14 protein-coding genes are annotated in these 17,460 nt (G+C 47.6%); 7 read left to right on the top strand and 7 right to left on the bottom strand.

The window, feature by feature from the left end:
* Positions 1-34: 34 nt before the first annotated feature.
* From htpX to AB8S08_RS06655, 3 genes are read left to right on the top strand one after another with little or no spacing between them, the layout of a single operon-like run.
* Complete coding sequence (gene htpX, locus AB8S08_RS06665) at positions 35-910, top strand: protease HtpX (RefSeq protein ID WP_369742269.1); 876 nt, start codon at positions 35-37, stop codon at positions 908-910.
* Between the two features lie 18 nt (positions 911-928).
* The gene (locus tag AB8S08_RS06660; protein ID WP_369742268.1) at positions 929-2,287 is read left to right on the top strand and encodes a class II 3-deoxy-7-phosphoheptulonate synthase; all 1,359 of its coding nucleotides are present in this window, start codon (positions 929-931) and stop codon (positions 2,285-2,287) included.
* Positions 2,288-2,319: 32 nt separating this feature from the next.
* A complete protein-coding gene (locus AB8S08_RS06655; protein ID WP_369742267.1) occupies positions 2,320-3,153 on the top strand; it encodes a DUF1338 domain-containing protein in 834 nt (277 codons plus the stop codon).
* A gap of 26 nt (positions 3,154-3,179) precedes the next feature.
* On the opposite strand, the gene AB8S08_RS06650 is transcribed toward AB8S08_RS06655, so the two are convergent.
* Positions 3,180-4,007 (bottom strand): pyruvate, water dikinase regulatory protein, encoded by an 828-nt coding sequence (locus AB8S08_RS06650; RefSeq protein ID WP_110075119.1) that lies wholly within the window; start codon positions 4,005-4,007, stop codon positions 3,180-3,182.
* Positions 4,008-4,141: 134 nt separating this feature from the next.
* On the opposite strand from AB8S08_RS06650, the gene ppsA reads away from it, so the two are divergent.
* Together ppsA and AB8S08_RS06640 are read left to right on the top strand one after the other, a co-directional pair.
* Positions 4,142-6,523, top strand: coding sequence for a phosphoenolpyruvate synthase (gene ppsA, locus AB8S08_RS06645; RefSeq protein ID WP_369742266.1), 2,382 nt, complete (start codon positions 4,142-4,144; stop codon positions 6,521-6,523).
* A gap of 39 nt (positions 6,524-6,562) precedes the next feature.
* Positions 6,563-9,631: an FAD-binding and (Fe-S)-binding domain-containing protein gene (locus tag AB8S08_RS06640; protein WP_369742265.1), complete on the top strand. Its 3,069-nt coding sequence runs from the start codon at positions 6,563-6,565 to the stop codon at positions 9,629-9,631.
* On the opposite strand, the gene AB8S08_RS06635 is transcribed toward AB8S08_RS06640, so the two are convergent.
* Positions 9,632-10,684, bottom strand: coding sequence for a Glu/Leu/Phe/Val dehydrogenase dimerization domain-containing protein (locus AB8S08_RS06635; RefSeq protein WP_369742264.1), 1,053 nt, complete (start codon positions 10,682-10,684; stop codon positions 9,632-9,634).
* Positions 10,685-10,958: 274 nt separating this feature from the next.
* Here AB8S08_RS06635 and AB8S08_RS06630 point away from each other — a divergent pair, with 274 nt between their 5' ends.
* Entirely contained in the window at positions 10,959-11,393 is a 435-nt protein-coding gene (locus tag AB8S08_RS06630) for a DUF4826 family protein (protein WP_110075117.1), read from the top strand.
* Here the strand turns inward: AB8S08_RS06630 and AB8S08_RS06625 are convergent.
* Genes AB8S08_RS06625 through AB8S08_RS06605 form a run of 5 tightly spaced genes read right to left on the bottom strand, consistent with a single transcriptional unit; the run spans position 11,390 to position 16,434 of the window.
* Positions 11,390-12,583, bottom strand: a complete 1,194-nt coding sequence (locus AB8S08_RS06625; protein ID WP_369742263.1) for a cupin domain-containing protein — start codon at positions 12,581-12,583, stop codon at positions 11,390-11,392. The genes AB8S08_RS06630 and AB8S08_RS06625 overlap by 4 nt on opposite strands.
* Positions 12,580-13,953, bottom strand: coding sequence for an adenylosuccinate lyase (gene purB / locus AB8S08_RS06620; RefSeq protein ID WP_110075204.1), 1,374 nt, complete (start codon positions 13,951-13,953; stop codon positions 12,580-12,582). Before purB ends, AB8S08_RS06625 begins: the two co-directional genes overlap by 4 nt.
* The gene (hflD, locus tag AB8S08_RS06615) at positions 13,953-14,597 is read right to left on the bottom strand and encodes a high frequency lysogenization protein HflD (protein WP_153825657.1); all 645 of its coding nucleotides are present in this window, start codon (positions 14,595-14,597) and stop codon (positions 13,953-13,955) included. The genes purB and hflD overlap by 1 nt, the downstream gene beginning before the upstream one ends.
* Complete coding sequence (mnmA, locus tag AB8S08_RS06610; RefSeq protein WP_369742262.1) at positions 14,594-15,745, bottom strand: tRNA 2-thiouridine(34) synthase MnmA; 1,152 nt, start codon at positions 15,743-15,745, stop codon at positions 14,594-14,596. The genes hflD and mnmA overlap by 4 nt, the downstream gene beginning before the upstream one ends.
* A 47-nt stretch (positions 15,746-15,792) precedes the next feature.
* The gene (locus tag AB8S08_RS06605) at positions 15,793-16,434 is read right to left on the bottom strand and encodes a pseudouridine synthase (protein ID WP_369742261.1); all 642 of its coding nucleotides are present in this window, start codon (positions 16,432-16,434) and stop codon (positions 15,793-15,795) included.
* A 168-nt stretch (positions 16,435-16,602) separates the two neighbouring features.
* Here AB8S08_RS06605 and AB8S08_RS06600 point away from each other — a divergent pair, with 168 nt between their 5' ends.
* Positions 16,603-17,424, top strand: a complete 822-nt coding sequence (locus tag AB8S08_RS06600) for a hypothetical protein (protein WP_110075113.1) — start codon at positions 16,603-16,605, stop codon at positions 17,422-17,424.
* The last annotated feature ends 36 nt before the right edge of the window (positions 17,425-17,460 follow it).

The raw sequence follows: 17,460 nt of genomic DNA, 5'->3' as shown, positions 1-17,460 counted from the left end.
TGTTCCGTAGGATTTTATTAGAGGTAAATTCAGTATGTTGCGGATTGCATTATTTCTAGCCACTAACCTTGCCATTTTGTTGGTTTTGGGTGTGGTCATGAATGTTCTTATGCCAGCTTTAGGTGTTGATACCTCGGGTTACAGCGGTTTGTTGATCTTTGCTGCGGTCTTCGGCTTTGGTGGCGCCTTTATCTCATTGGCGATGTCAAAGTGGATGGCGAAACGCGCTGTCGGTGCGCAGGTGATTAAACAGCCTCGCAATCAAACGGAGCAATGGTTATTACGAACCGTACAACGGCAAAGTCAACAGGCCGGAATTCCGATGCCAGAGGTGGCCATCTATGATTCGCCTGAGCCTAATGCATTCGCAACCGGAGCCAGTAAAAAAAGCTCGCTCGTTGCGGTAAGTACCGGGCTTATGCGCAATATGACCCAAGACGAAGTGGAAGCCGTACTAGCCCATGAGATCAGTCATATCGCCAATGGCGATATGGTTACTTTGACCCTCATTCAAGGGGTAGTGAACACCTTTGTCATTTTCTTTGCACGAGTAATTGCGAGTGTGATTGATAATGCAACCCGCAGTAATTCTCAGAATGGTCAAGGTTTAGGTGGTATTGCCTACTTTGCTATTGTGATGGTGTTAGAATTGGTCTTCGGTATTTTGGCCAGTATCATTGTCATGTGGTTTTCACGTCAGCGCGAGTTTCGGGCCGATGCTGGCGCTGCCAAACTCGTTGGTGCGCATAAAATGGTAGCAGCGCTGCGCCGCCTACAAGGTGCCCCAGAGTCAACTCTGGATGGCTCTATGATGGCTTTCGGTATTCAAACCAAACGCAGCTTTAGTGAATTATTTATGAGTCATCCACCGTTAGCTAAACGTATTCAAGCCTTACAACAAGGCCGTTAATCATCAATAGGAAAGAGAATGACCCATTGGAGTGCCCGTAGCTGGCGGGATAAACCAATTCAGCAGCAACCGCAGTATCCTTCGGCGCAACAATTGCAGCAGGTAGAACAGCAATTAAAAAGTTTTCCGCCGTTGGTTTTTGCCGAAGAAATTCGAGCCCTACGCAAACAGTTGGCCCAAGTGAGCTTGGGCCAGGGCTTTTTGCTGCAAGGTGGCGATTGTGCCGAGAGCTTCAGTGATTTCACCGCGCCGAAAATCCGCGACACCTTCAAGGTGATTCTACAGATGGCGATCGTCATGACCTTTGCTGGCTCATGCCCGGTGACCAAAGTTGCTCGCATGGCTGGCCAATATGCTAAACCGCGCTCTAGCGACACCGAGATCCAAGACGGCGTAGAACTGCCGATTTATCGCGGTGATATTATTAATGGGGTTGATTTTAACGAAGGCCAACGGATTGCTGATCCGCAACGGATGTTGCAGGCTTATCATCATTCAGCTGCAACTTTGAATTTATTGCGTGCTTTTGCGCAGGGTGGTCTTGCTGATTTGCACAAGGTGCATAAATGGAATATGAGCTTTGTGGCAGCTAATCCACTTAAAGAACAATACTTACAAGTAGCGGAACAAATTCAATCAGCGCTGAAGTTTATGGAAGTGTTGGGGATCACCTCGGCTACTAATGCCACCATTCACGAAACGCAGCTGTTCACTTCGCATGAGGCTTTGTTATTGCCGTACGAAGAAGCTTTAACCCGTACCGATACGCTTACTGGCTTGCCCTATGATTGTTCGGCTCACATGGTTTGGATAGGCGAGCGCACGCGTCAATTAGATCACGCTCACGTAGAGTTTATGCGTGGCATTCATAACCCAGTCGGTGTTAAAATAGGTCCAACCACCAAGCCTGATGATGTGATCCGATTGTTGGATGTGCTTAACCCAGATAATGAAGCCGGCCGGATGACTCTGATCACTCGGATGGGCGCTAATAATCTGGCCGAAGCATTGCCGCATCTGGTGCGCAAAGTAAAAGCCGAAGGCCGTCATGTGGTGTGGTCGAGCGATCCTATGCATGGCAACACGGTGAAGGCTGATAACGGTTTGAAAACTCGTAACTTTGATGCGATTCACCAAGAATTGCGACAGTTTTTTGCCGTGCATCAGGCGGAAGGCACTTACCCCGGTGGGGTGCATTTAGAAATGACGGGCGAAGACGTTACCGAGTGTACCGGCGGCGCATATCAAATCAGTGAAAAAGACTTAACACAGCGCTATCGTACCCAGTGCGACCCGCGGTTAAATGCTGATCAAGTGTTAGAGTTAGCCTTTTTAGTCGCTGATTCATTGAAAGAAGCGCGCCAAGGTCGCGGTTAAATTTTTTGACATTTTCGAGGTTAAAGCAGTATATGTCACAGGCACAAGTTGAGACTACAGAGCAAGTTACTGAATTTTTTAATAACTTATGGCAAGACTATATTAAGTTGACGCCATCTGCAGCAAAGGTTCATGAGGTACTGGGCAAAGGTCGTGAAATTATTAATGACCATGTTGCCTTTCGTACCTTTAATATCGCGCCAGTACGCTTAGCAACTTTGGCTCAGCACTTTGAGGCAATGGGCTATCGTGCTTGTGAAGATTATCATTTTGAGGCCAAAAAGTTGGTTGCTAAGCATTACGAGCATAGCAATCCGGCGCTACCTAAAATCTTCATTTCAGAGTTATTAGTGGAAGAATTCTCTGACTCGCTGCAAACCATTGTGCGCAATCTGGTTGCGCAAATTGATCCGGCAGCCGTGGCCAGCCCAGACTTCTTGTATTCGGGTGCCCATTGGCAAATCAGCAGTACTGACTACGAACAGCTCTTAGCTGAGAGTGAATATGCAGCTTGGATGGCGGCCTTTGGTTATCGCGCCAATCACTTCACCGTAAACGTGAATGAGTTACCTGATTATCAATCGCTCGAGCAAGTTAATCAAACTTTGAAAGAAGCGGGATTTAAACTGAATACTTCAGGCGGCGAGATTAAAGGTTCAAAAGAAGTGTTTTTAGAGCAGTCGTCAACGCTAGCAGACCATACGTTAGTGCGCTTTAGCGATATGGAAAAAACCATTCCTAGTTGCTTTTACGAGTTTGCTAAACGCTACGAAATAGCTCCTAACCGCCTTTATACCGGCTTTGTTGCTGCTTCTGCAGATAAAATCTTTGAAAGCACCAACGTGCGTGCCGAACAAGAAATGTAAAGCGTGATAAATAGCAAGACACCGGGTTAAAACCGGTGTCTTTCTATATTGGTCTCGGCCAAAATTTTAGCGGCGATCTCTTCTACCGAAAAGCGCGTTGAATCCAAAAATGGAATGGCTTCACGGCGGTACATTTTTTCTACTTCCTGCAATTCAAATCGACACTGCGGCAATGACGCATAGGTGCTTCCTTCACGGCGCTTGCTGCGTATTTCGTGTAACCGTTGTGGGTCTAAGGTTAAACCAAATATTTTATGACGATGGGGTTTTAACACCTTAGGTAGTTGCAAGTTTTCCATATTGTCATCTTCGGTTAACGGGTAGTTCGCCGCTTTAATGCCATAATGCAGGGCTAAGTAAAGGCTGGTAGGGGTTTTACCGGTACGAGAAACGCCCAGCAGAATGATATCAGCCTCGTCGTAATTCGCGACGTTACTACCATCATCGTTAGCTAGACTATAATTCACCGCATCAATCCGAAAATCGTAGTTTTCGCGTACGCCAGTATCTTCTTGAATACCATGGGTGCGATGGGTTTTGGGTTGGGCTGGAATCCCAAGCTCTTTACTGAGGGGAGTCACAAAATAATCTAAGAAGTCATAGCAACTGCCTTGGCTGGACATGATGATACGTTTAATGTCGATACTGACAAAGGTGTGAAAGATGACAGGACGTTCGCCAGAGTCTGCGTAAGCCTGATTAATTTTGTTGACCGCAGCTGTTGCTTTTGCTTCCGTATCAATAAAAGCAAGGGTTTTATGAACCACTTTTAAAGGAAACATCGACAGCATAGCGCGGCCAAAAGCCTCAGCGGTTAGCGCCGTACCGTCTGAGATGTAAAAGATTGTGCGCATAAAGGGCAAATTCCTAGCAGATAAAAGTACATAAGATGTTAACTTGTTGCCCCCCAGTGTGTAAAATATAAAGCCATTCGGACAGTTACAAAAATGTAACTGTGTCACGCCTAAAACCTCACGAGGAACTCAACGTGCAGAACAACGTACAAGACTATGTGCTTTGGTATGATCAGCTAGGAATGAATGATGTCGGCCGTGTTGGCGGTAAAAACGCTTCTTTAGGTGAAATGATTAGTCACCTAGCCGGAGCCGGGGTCGATGTGCCAAACGGATTTGCAACCACAGCAGAAGCTTTTAACGAGTTTCTCGAGCAAAGTGGGGTAAACGAACGTATTCACGCTATTTTAGATACGCTCGATACCGATGATGTTAAAGCCTTAGCCGAGGCGGGCAAGCAAATTCGCCAATGGGTGATAGAAACGCCATTCCAGCCTGAGTTAGATCAAGCGATTCGAGCTGCCTATCAGGAGCTGAGTGGTGGCAACGCAGAAGTTAGCTTTGCGGTGCGCAGCTCAGCTACAGCTGAAGATATGCCGGATGCCTCATTTGCCGGCCAGCAAGAAACCTTTCTAAACGTACGTGGTATTGATGCCATCATGGAAGCCATCAAACACGTGTTCGCATCGTTATTCAATGACCGCGCTATTTCTTATCGCGTACACCAAGGCTATGACCATCGCGGCGTTGCTCTGTCAGCCGGGATTCAACGTATGGTGCGCAGTGATATCGCTGCCTCTGGGGTAATGTTCTCGATTGATACTGAATCAGGTTTTGATCAAGTGGTCTTTATTACCTCATCTTATGGTTTAGGCGAAATGGTTGTGCAAGGTGCAGTCAACCCAGATGAGTTTTATGTGCATAAGCCTACCCTGAAAGCGGGTCGCAAAGCAGTGCTGCGCCGTAACCTTGGCAGCAAAAAAGTGCAGATGATTTACTCAGATGCCACCGCTCACGGTAAACAAGTGAGTATCGTTGACGTAGCACCTCAGCAAGCTCAACAATTTTCGATTAGCGATGCCGAAGTTGAAGCCCTAGCAAGACAAGCCGTTATCATCGAGCAGCATTACGGCCGTCCAATGGATATCGAATGGGCCAAAGATGGTATCGATGGCAAGCTCTACATTGTTCAAGCGCGCCCAGAAACGGTGCAGTCGAATAAAACCGGCCAAGCGCTAGAGCGCTATGCGCTGAAGACTAAAAGTAGTGTGGTGGCCGAAGGTCGTGCCATTGGTCAAAAAATTGGCGCTGGTGTGGCTCGCGTGCTCACCGATATTTCCGAAATGGATAAAGTGCAACCTGGTGATGTTTTAGTAACCGACATGACTGACCCAGATTGGGAACCTATTATGAAGCGGGCAGCGGCGATTGTAACCAATCGTGGTGGCCGTACCTGTCACGCAGCTATTATTGCGCGTGAGTTAGGTATTCCGGCAGTGGTGGGTTGTGGTGATGCCACCGATCGCATTGCCGCTGGTAGCGAAGTTACTGTGTCCTGTGCCGAAGGTGATACCGGTTACATTTATTCAGGCGCGTTAGATTTTGCCGTAACCACATCTGATGTAGGTGACATGCCAGCGTTGCCATTAAAAATCATGATGAACGTCGGTAACCCAGACCGCGCCTTTGACTTTGCTAGCTTGCCGCATGCGGGCGTTGGCTTGGCACGGTTAGAATTCATCATCAATCGAATGATTGGTGTGCATCCTAAAGCCTTGCTGAATTTTGATCAGCAAACGCCTGAATTACAAGAGCAAATTCGCGGCTATATGGCTGGTTACGAGAGCCCTCGTGAGTACTACGTGGGCAAGCTTACTGAGGGTATTGCGACCTTGGCAGCGGCATTCTCACCTGAGCGGGTGATTGTTCGTATGTCTGATTTTAAATCTAACGAATACGCTAATCTCGTTGGCGGCCGCCAGTATGAGCCGCACGAAGAAAACCCCATGCTTGGTTTCCGCGGGGCATCACGTTATATCTCAACGGAATTCCGTGAATGCTTTGCGATGGAGTGTGAAGCGATCAAACGAGTGCGCGATGAAATGGGCCTTACTAACGTTGAGGTGATGATCCCGTTTGTGCGTACCTTAGAGGAAGGCCGTAAAGTCATTGAACTCTTAGCCGAGCAAGGACTGGTGCAAGGTGAGCGTGGCTTACGAGTGATCATGATGTGTGAACTACCATCAAATGCCTTACTAGCGGATCAGTTCTTGGATATTTTTGATGGTTTCTCTATCGGTTCTAATGATTTAACTCAGTTAACTTTGGGCTTAGACCGAGATTCTGGTGTGATTGCTCATCTTTTTGATGAGCGCGATGAAGCGGTAAAAGCCATGCTAGCTATGGCTATTCAAGCGGCTAAGCGCAAAGGCAAATACGTGGGTATCTGTGGCCAAGGCCCTTCGGATCATGCGGATTTTGCTGCTTGGTTGGTTGAACAGGGGATAGATTCAGTGTCATTGAATCCTGATACTGTTGTCGAAACTTGGTTGTATCTAGCGGAACACCACGGTTAAGTAGGCCCCAATAGCCTTAATAAAGGAACAGTGCGCGTTATGGTTCAAGTAGTTAACGAGTTACCTAGTTATGCAGCCTATGAACGGCGTCAACAACGCATGCAAAGTGTTTATCAGGCCTACTTATTAGAACTAGAACGCGCCCAGTTTGACGGCGATATCGATGGCTCCTACAGTGGCCGCTTGATTGCGGCTACTGATAACAGCGTCTATCAACAATTGCCGCAAGCGGTGCTGTATCCTCGGACGCAAGCAGCACTGCAACAAGCCTTTCAACTGGCGCAGCAAGCTGCGTTCAGAAGTATTCAATTTACGCCTCGAGGCGGCGGTACTGGTACCAACGGGCAGTCGTTAACGGCTGGCATTGTTATCGATTTAAGCCGCTACTTTAATCAGGTGTTAGAGATTGACCCAGAACGGGCTTGGGTACGCTGTCAAAGCGGTGTGGTTAAAGATGCGTTAAACGACGCAGTGAGGCCGCACGGCTATTTTTTTAGTCCTGATTTATCTACCAGTAATCGCGCCACGATTGGCGGCATGATCAATACCGATGCCTCCGGACAAGGCTCACTAGTGTATGGTAAAACCAGTGATCACATCTTAGAATTGCGTGCAGTTTTACTTAATGGCGAGGTGCTACACACAGCGCCAATAAGCCTGCAACAAGCGCAAGAAAAAGCTCGTGGAGAGACCTTAGAAGCTGCCATTTATCGACAAGTTCTAGCGACTTGCGTTGATAAACGGGCCGCGATAGATGCAAAATTCCCGCCTTTAAATCGATTTTTAACCGGCTACGATCTCAAGCATTGCTATGATGAAGACCGACAACTCATTGACCTTTCAAGGCTTTTAGCCGGCTCTGAAGGAACGCTTGCGATCATCGTTGAGGCTAAACTGAACTTAACCTTGATTCCGCAGCACAAGGTGTTGGTTAATGTTAAGTATGATGATTTTCAATCGGCTCTGCGGCATGCCCCAGCCTTAGTGCAGGCGCGTGCTACTTCAGTGGAAACCATTGATAGCAACGTTTTAGATTTAGCCCGCAATGATATTATTTGGCATCAAGTTGCTAGCCAACTAGAAGATGTCGCCGATAAGCCGATGCGCGGCATTAATATGGTTGAATTTACTGCGGTTGCGAAAGCGGATATCGATGACAAAGTAGCGTCTCTTTGCCAGCAGCTTGAGCACTTGATCGCTAACCAACCAGAGCAGGGCATTATTGGCTATCAGGTTTGTGCCGATGGCAAGAGTATTCAAAATATTTATGCCATGCGCAAGAAAGCCGTCGGCCTGTTAGGGGCTACCAAAGGCCGCCGTAAACCTGTTGCGTTCGCCGAAGATACGGCAGTCCCGCCCGAGCATTTGGCTGACTTTATTTTAGAGTTTCGTGCCATTCTCGATCGCGAGCAACTGCATTATGGCATGTTTGGCCACGTAGATGCAGGGGTGTTGCATGTGCGTCCAGCGCTCGACATGACCAATCCCGATGACGAGCAGTTACTTAGAAAAATCAGTGATCAAGTAGCCGCACTAACCGCCAAGTACGGTGGCTTGATGTGGGGCGAACACGGTAAAGGCTACCGCTCTGAGTATGCGCCAAAGTTTTTTGGCGAAGAACTCTATCAAGAGCTACAGAAGCTTAAAGCTGTATTTGACCCTGATAACCGTCTTAATCCGGGCAAGATTTGTACCCCGTGGGGAACCTCAGCGAGTTTAGTATCCGTCGATGCTACCAAACGTGGTTTTTATGATCGACAAATTCCCATTCATGTGCAGGAGAGTTATCAGCCGGCGCTGAACTGTAATGGTAATGGCTTGTGCTTTAATTACGATGCCGATTCAGCGATGTGTCCGTCGTTTAAAGCTACCGGTGACAGACGTTTCTCACCTAAAGGCCGTGCCACGTTAATTCGTGAATGGCTGCGACTTAACGCCGAACACGGGTTTGATGCAAGCCAACCACCAGCTGCCAAATGGCACCCCATGAAAGCTGTTGCAGGGGCCTTTGCGGATGATTTTAATCACGAAGTAAAAGCTGCGATGGATAGCTGTCTAGCCTGTAAAGCTTGTGCTAGTCAGTGTCCGGTAAAAGTTGATGTGCCAGCGTTTCGGGCGCGGTTTCTAGAGTGGTATCATCATAAATATCGGCGTCCAGCTAAAGACTTCTTAGTGAAACAAGTTGAGTCGTTTGCCAGTGGCTTAGCGCGAGCGCCACGGCTAGCCAATTGGCTGACACACAATAGTTTCAGCAGATGGGTAACTAAGCGTTGGTTCGGCTATGTGGACGCACCTAAATTGTCGGTACCTACGCTCCATAAGCGTTGGCAACAACGCCAATGGTTGAGCATGGATGAGCAGCAATTGACCGCGCATGTGACTACCTTGACCAGCGCACAGCGCGACAACATTGTGGTTGTGGTACAAGACCCTTTTACTAGTTTTTATGAAGCAGAACTGGTGGAGGCATTTGGTACTTTAGCTAGCCATCTTGGCTTTCAGCCGATCTTGTTGCGCTTTGCCGGTAACGGTAAGGCCCAGCATGTAAAAGGCTATTTAAAAGATTTTGCTAAAACTGCCAACCGTGTAGCAAAACAGCTTAATCACGTCAGTCAACTGCAGTTACCCATGGTAGGTTTAGATGCATCTACCGTACTTTGTTTACACGACGAATACCGTAGCGTGCTCACTGAGCCGCTAAACTATCAGGTGCAATTGAGTCAAACTTGGTTGCTTGATGTACTACCTAGTAGGGTGGAGCGCGTAGCAGTAGCTACGCCTAACTTAGATTTGCAATTGCTCACCCACTGTACCGAGCAAACCGCCATGCCTAAGGCTGCCAGTGAATGGCAACAAATTTTTGCGCTATGGCAGATACCTTTAGCGATGGCTAATACGGGGTGTTGTGGTATGGCCGGAACCTTTGGCCATGAAAGCAATAATCAAGCTATTAGTACCAAGCTGTACGATTTGAGTTGGCGTAACAAGGTTGAGCGAGAGGTGGTAACCTTGGCGACGGGGTTTTCTTGTCGTAGTCAAGTAGAACGCCACAGCCCCAGCAAGCGGGCATTACACCCGCTGCAGTGGCTAGCAGCAAACTGCAGGTAATTAACCTGCAGTTTTAGCGGCTTTCGCGTCAGCGATAATTTCTTGTGCCATTTGATCCGCGATTTGTCCAGTTGGACGTTTCTCAGCTGCTGAACGGGCAAAGATCTTATCTAGCGTATCGTAGATGTCACGCACACGCTGGTCGGTTTCAGCGCGGCTCATGTTAGCAGCTTCGCTACAAACGTGAATCACACCACCGGCGTTAATAACGTAATCTGGTGCATACAGAATACCCATATCCATCACCACCTGGTCGTGGGCTGGCGTTGCTAACTGGTTGTTGGCGCTGCCAGCAATAACCTTGGCTTTGATTTGTTTCAGAGTGTCGTCATTTACGGTGGCACCTAGGGCACAAGGTGAATAGACATCAACATCTAATCCATAAATTTCGTCTAAACCGACAACAGTGGCATTAAGCTCTTGCGCTGCACGGGCACATGCTTCTTCATTAATATCGGTAACGAACAGCTGTGCGCCTTCTTTATGGCAATATTCAGCGAAATCGTAGCCTACCGCGCCCAAGCCTTGCACAGCAATTTTTAAGCCTTGTAGATTATCACTACCGAACTTATGTTTAGCTGCTGCTTTTAGGCCTAAATAGGTACCTAGTGCAGTGTGAGGTGATGGATCACCGGCTTTCTCTGCGGTTCCTGCGACAAAGTTAGTTTCTTCAGCAACGTAAGCAATATCGCTGGTGCGGATATTAACATCCTCAGCAGTGATATAGCGGCCACTTAAAGAATTAACGAAACGACCATAGGCACGCATTAACTCAGGCGTTTTAATGGTTTTAGCATCACCAATAATAACTGCTTTACCGCCGCCTAATGGCAAACCGGCCATCGCACTTTTATAAGTCATACCGCGCGATAAGCGCAGCACGTCGGTTAAGGCTTCAGCTGACGAGGCGTAGTTCCACAAGCGGGTACCGCCTAAGCTTGGACCTAAGGTGGTGTCGTGGATAGCAATAATCGCTTTTAAGCCGGTTTCTTTATCATGACAAAACACGACTTGTTCGTGTTGGTCGAACTCTTTGTGTTCGAATAGAGACATTCTAGGTAATCCTCGTTCATCCCAAAAATTGCGCGAACAATATCACTTTGCTAGGTATTTCACCAGTGAATTGCGGAAATAAAACGTTAACGTAAACGTAAACTTTTGCAACCAAATATTACCCAGTTGAAATGATTGCGTTTGTAACAAATCTGCGTAGTATTGTTAGGGTAGGTAGCCAGCACAACTCCGATCAGTGATAATCTGAGTTGCTAGTTCACCTAGTGAACGTCTAACAACAAATTGATAAAAACAGACAAAAGGACCAAGCAGTATGGCCGAACCATCAACCCCACAATCTCCGGACCAGTTAACCGACGAGCAACGTACCACTTGGGTACGTGAACATTTTCAAGCGGCCAATAAATTTCTCGCTGAACAAGGCATTATTACTGAGCGCGTGCTAACCAAAGAAAGTCGTTACATTGCCCCTATTGTGGCCGTGTGGAAATTCCAAACCCAAGACAAAAAAGAAGTTTGGGTGATTAATGGTGACGTACCCACAGATTTAGCCGCTGGCAAAAATGCCAAAGACGCGCGCGATGCAACGCGTCATTTTTCGTTGCAATGGCAAGTAAAAGCTGAAGTTGTAGCTCACCAAGCACAAGGCGATCGGCAACAGCTTAACTATGCTAACTACTTAGTGAACCGCGCTGAGCAGTTGTATGATGTGTTTGAAGACGAAAAATTATGGCAACAGCACGCTTAAGCGTGCTGTTCGTCGGTATCCTCGTCGCTCGCATCAACTAAGTAAAATACGCCCATCTGTATAAGCTCACTCAGCAGCTGCAAGGCTGCTGGGTGTTGCCAATCCAAGTTACTGGTTGTTGTTAACTCAGCTAATTCTAGATCTTGCCACTGTCCCGCTAAATATTCAGCAAAAGGCCGGTTGGTATCAGTTAAGGCAAGTTGCTCGCCGTTGCTGTAACAATGCCCATCGGGACCCAACAGAATACGAGCACCTGGCGTGCGACACAGCAGCAGGGGTTCTTGGTTAGCCAAGCAAAACTGTAATTCCTCTTCGCTCGGGGCAGCTTCAGGTTGAGGTAACGGACGCTTACTGGTGGATAATACCGCCATCAATGCGCTATCCCAATCCAACTGGGTAAGTTGGCTGAGGGCAAATTCACGCAAATGGTCTAAGCGACTTTGGCTCACTTGATAGGGAGCTCCGTAGTCATCGCTGTGGGGATCACGGTAACGAGCTAATTTGGCTGAACTATTTAAGAGGTGATCACAGACTGCAGTGGTTAATTCAGCGCTATTTTGTGCCCGAAATCCAACCGAGTAATTTAGGCTAGGTTCCAGAGCAATGCCTTCATGCGGGCAACCCGCAGGAATATAAAGCATATCACCCGGCTCTAATACAGCATCAATGAGTGCTGTAAAAGGTTGTGCGAGCTGTTTTAAATCTGGATGAGGGCAATGTTCTTCGGCGCCAACAACACGCTCGCCAACACGCCAATGGCGACGACCTTGCCCTTGAATGATGAAAACATCGTACTGGTCTAGATGCGGACCAACACCGCCACCTTCAGTAGCGAAACTAATCATCACATCGTCAATGCGCCAATCCGGTAAAAACCGAAACGGAGCTATCAGCTGTTGTACTTCAGGAATCCATTCATTTACGGATTGCACCAGTAAGGTCCAACCAGATTCACCAAACGCATCATAAGCCTCGAAAGGACCATGAACTACATTCCAGTTGCCTTGGTGATTCTCAATGATGCGCGAATCAACTGCTTCTTCGCAGGCTAAACCGGCTAGAATTTCTGCTTCCACCAAATCTTCAAAGTCAGCAAAAGCCGCGCGAAATAAACGCGGCCGTTGTTGCCAATCTTGCTGTAAGAATTCAGTTTTATTCAGATTTAACGTGAGTGCGGCGACATCACTCATGCGTCTAACTCGTCAACGAAAGCAATCGCACGACCAATGTAATTGGCAGGGCTGAGAAGCTTAAGGTCTGCTTTAACTTGCTCAGGCAAGGCTAAAGAGTCGATAAATGCGGCCATGGCGACCTGATCCACACGCTTACCGCGAGTGAGTTCTTTGAGTTTTTCGTACGGTTTTTCAATACCATAACGACGCATCACGGTTTGAATAGGCTCGGCTAAGAGCTCCCAGTTTTGATCTAATTCAGCCGCTAGTTGCGCCGTATTAACTTCTAATTTGCTGATGCCTTTCAAGCTCGCTTGATAAGCAATAAGTGCATAGGCAAAGCCAACTCCAAGGTTACGTAACACGGTAGAGTCGGTAAGATCACGTTGCCAACGGCTGATTGGAAGTTTAGCAGCCAAGTGTTGGAACACGGCATTAGCTAAGCCCAAGTTACCCTCAGAGTTTTCAAAATCAATGGGATTCACTTTGTGCGGCATGGTCGATGAACCCACTTCACCAGCAATAGTGCGCTGTTTAAAGTGGTTAAGAGCAATGTAACCCCAAACATCACGATCAAAATCAATCACAATGGTATTGAAGCGCGCTACGCAATCAAACAATTCAGCAATGTAATCGTGCGGTTCAATTTGGGTAGTATAAGCGTTAAAGGTTAAGCCAAGTGAGGTCACAAACTGTGCTGCAACTTGATGCCAATCAACATCCGGATAGGCCGCCAAATGAGCATTGTAATTACCTACCGCACCATTGATTTTGCCGAGTAATGGCACTTGTTGAAGCTGTACCAGCTGACGTTGTAAGCGCACATACACATTGGCCATTTCTTTACCCAAGGTGGTTGGGGTGGCTGGTTGACCGTGGGTACGCGCCATCATGGGAACACTTTTATGCTGCTGTGCTAACCCTTTAATGGCCTGAGTTAGTTCAGTCATAGCCGGCACCATCACAGTCGTTAGCGCTTCTTTAAGCATTAACGCGTGAGATAAGTTATTGATATCCTCAGAGGTGCAGGCAAAGTGAATAAATTCACTGACCGCTGCTAGTTCAGCGTGGTCTGCCACTTGCTCTTTAAGGAAGTACTCGACCGCTTTTACATCATGATTGGTGGTACGTTCGATTTCTTTGACACGTTCGGCATGCTGTTCGTTGAAGTTTGCTAACAACTGTTCTAGGAATTCGTTGGCACTAGCAGACAGCGCAGGGACTTCGGCAATGGCTGGGATAGCGGCTAACTGCTGCAACCAACGAACTTCTACAATCACGCGTTGGCGAATTAAACCGTATTCACTAAAGATGGGACGTAACGCAGCGGCTTTGCTGCCATAGCGACCATCTACGGGTGATAGGGCAGTTAATGCAGTTAAATTCATCATGCTTGGGGCTCCGAATGCTCACGAATATCGCGAAGTAATTGTTGGGCAACGCGAACCATACGCTGCCGCGAGAAAATAAATTGTCGACGTTTACCACCGTATTGACGCCATAATACTGTATTGCGAATAGCAGCCAACAGCAGGGCTCGGATCATGTGTTGGGCGCTAGGTTGTTGTAGTACATCCTGCTTGCCACTGATTTTTAATGGCGGCCCAAGAGGCGAGATAACATCGCTGTAAGTACCAGCCATACTGGTAATCACTGTATCGTCAGAGAACTGGAATTGATGCCGTTGGCGACCAATATGGGCTAAGCGCTCGCCTAAGGTCTTCAATGCAGCTGGATTTTTGTTGAGCTTGCGCTCCAGCGCTAGCACTCCGACCATGTAGCGGGTAAGTTCTACATCTTTATTCCGACTAGGCCCAATTTGCAGCAGCAGATACTCAAGTCCCAACTGCAAATCGGCCGGTTGCGGATACAAGTCAGTGAAGTCGGTAGGGTTTTGATTGAGTACGCTATCTAGCACGGTTTTGGCGAAATGGGGCTGGCGAAAACTACCAAACCGTGCCATTTGTTTCACTAACGCAATCGCTTGCGCAATGGCTGCAAGTGCAAGTACTCGGTGCTGCCATGCATTCACAGCAACACCTCGTGGTCAGCTAAACGAGCTTCAATAATGCCACCACCTAAACAAACCTCATCAGCATAAAATACGGCTGATTGGCCAGGGGTAACTGCTGCTACCGGTTGGTCAAATACCACTTGCATCCGGCCATCAGGAAGAGGCGTTACGGTACAAGGAATATCTTGCTGGCGATAACGGGTCTTCACCACACAGGTGAACGGCTGTTGCCGCTGCTCGCGGTCAACCCAATGCAGTTGCCCGGCAACTAAGCCTGTTGAATACAAGCGCGGATGATGTTTACCTTGGGCTACGACCAAGATGTTACGCTGTACATCTTTATCAACCACATACCAAGGCTCGTCGCCAGCATCTGCTAACCCACCTATGTGTAAGCCTTTACGCTGCCCTAAGGTGTGATACATCAAGCCTTCGTGCTGCCCTAAATGGTGCCCATCAACAGATTCAATGGGGCCGGGTTGAGCCGGCAAATACTGCTGCAAAAAATCTTTGAATTTGCGCTCGCCAATAAAACAAATTCCGGTAGAGTCTTTTTTGTCTGCGGTTACTAAACCTTGTTGTTCGGCAATTTTGCGTACTTCCGGCTTTTCTAGTTCCCCCACCGGAAACAGCGTTTGTGCAACATGGCTGTGGGCAAGAGTGTACAAAAAGTAACTTTGGTCTTTGTTGCTATCGAGCCCGCGTAACAGCTGAAATTTACCTTCATGTTCCCGGCGCCGCACATAGTGCCCAGTAGCAATGTAATCAGCACCCAATGCAACCGCAGCAAATTCTAAAAAGGCTTTGAATTTGATTTCTTTGTTGCACATGATGTCCGGGTTAGGGGTGCGGCCGGCACGATATTCCGCCAAAAAATACTCAAACACATTATCCCAGTATTCAGCGGCAAAATTAACGGTATGTAACGGTATGCCTAAGGTTGCACATACAGCTTCAGCATCGGCAAGATCACTGGCGGCGGCACAATACTCGTCGGTATCGTCTTCTTCCCAGTTTTTCATAAACAAGCCTTCTACCTGATAGCCTTGCTGCATTAGCAAGTAGGCAGAAACAGACGAATCCACACCGCCGGACATTCCGACGATAACTTTGTTACCGGCTGCAGGTTTTGCAGGGCTGGTAGGGACATGCAGGCTAGCTGACATCGTGGTGTTAGATCCTAACGTTATACAAGAAAATTAATGATGCTATTTTACCACACCGGAGGCTCTTCACGCCACTCACCTGGCTGCATTTGACGGAGCAAGAAGGGGCCAATACCGGCGCGAATAAGACGTAAGGTTGGCAAGCCTACAGCTGCGGTCATGCGGCGTACCTGGCGGTTGCGGCCTTCGGTGATTTTTAGGCACAACCAACTATCAGGTACACTTAGGCGTTCGCGCACAGGTGGGTTGCGCGGCCATAGGTTTTGCGGCTCTGGCATGACCATGACTTCTGCCGGCAGGGTCATCCCATCATTTAATTCTACGCCTTGGCGCAGTTGTTGTAACGCTTCAGCCGTTGGTTCGCCTTCTACCTGCACCCAATAGGTTTTCTGGAGTTTCTGGCTAGGGTGGCTTATCTTATGCTGTAACACGCCGTCATTAGTTAGTAACAATAGGCCTTCACTATCCTTGTCTAAGCGTCCAGCCGGATAGACATCGTTATGGGGGATTAAGCCCTTTAAGGTTTGTTCATCGGCGCTACCAGAAAATTGGGAAAGCACCCCGTAAGGCTTGTTTAAAAGCACTAGTTTCGGGTTGGCGGTGCGCGGTCGAGCCGCAGCGCCTGAGTTGGGAGTGCGCTTGCGTGAACGTCGACGAAAGGTTGCCGAAGCGGGTTTTGCGGTTGGCATAGGAATATCCATTACAGTACTTAAGGCTGATTAACGATATGGATTATCGCACATTTGCTAACAATTAGGCAGGTGGTTCGGCTATGGTATGGTGAGTTCTATTCACCTATAATGCATGCTTGATTCGAATAACAGGATCATTTCAGCACTTACAAGGAGAAAAATAACGTGGCTGATTACCCCAAAAATCCAAATTATGATGTTCCACCAGGTGATTTTGCTGCGGCGCTACGCGGTGAAAAAAGCTTTGCGATAGGTCAATTATTGCAACGTGCGTGGGATATCACTTTACGCTCATTACCGATGTTATTGATAGCAGGGGTGGTGGTTATTTTAATTAGTATGGTTGTTGGTAGCTTGGTGGAAGCACTGTTACCTACTAGCGATGTTGTGGTTGACGATTCTGGCGAAGTGAATTGGGCCAGTATTAGCTGGACCAACATCGTACTTTCAAACTTGATCAACCAAGCCATTCTAGCTCCTTTTGTTGCTATGCTAGTGCTTATTGGTTTACGTAACGGTGCTGATTTAAAAACGAACTTTGGCCAACTGAAGCAAGTTTTCGCGTCTACTCCACAATTGGTTTTGATTGTCATAGTGACCACTGCGATCATGGTAGTAGCGGCTGCTACTTTGGTCTTTTTAGGTTCATTCGTGAGTATGGTGCTAGGCTTTACGCTGATGGCATTAGTTTTGATCTATTTTCAAATCGCCTTTACCTTGGCCGTACCTTTGGTATTAGACCGCGGATTAAGCGCATGGCGAGCTATCATTGCGTCGCTACTAGTGATCAATAAGCAGATGTGGCGCGTATTAGGTTTATATTTGGTGATGTGGATTATTATGTTTATCTCTGCGTTACCGTTGGGCCTAGGCTTATTATTTACTATTCCTATGTTGTACAACCTAAATGGCGTGTTGTATCACACCCTGATTGGTTGTGCGGCAGCAGAAGGACAAGCTGAAGTGGTAGTGAATGACCATCAATAATGCTTGATCAACCACTTATGTTGGTTTTACGACAGC

The sequence above is a fragment of the Pseudidiomarina sp. PP-1MA genome (assembly GCF_041200125.1).
Lineage (GTDB): Bacteria > Pseudomonadota > Gammaproteobacteria > Enterobacterales > Alteromonadaceae > Pseudidiomarina > Pseudidiomarina fusca.
Note: the sequence above shows the minus strand (reverse complement) of the source record. Positions and strands in the feature narration are given on the sequence as shown.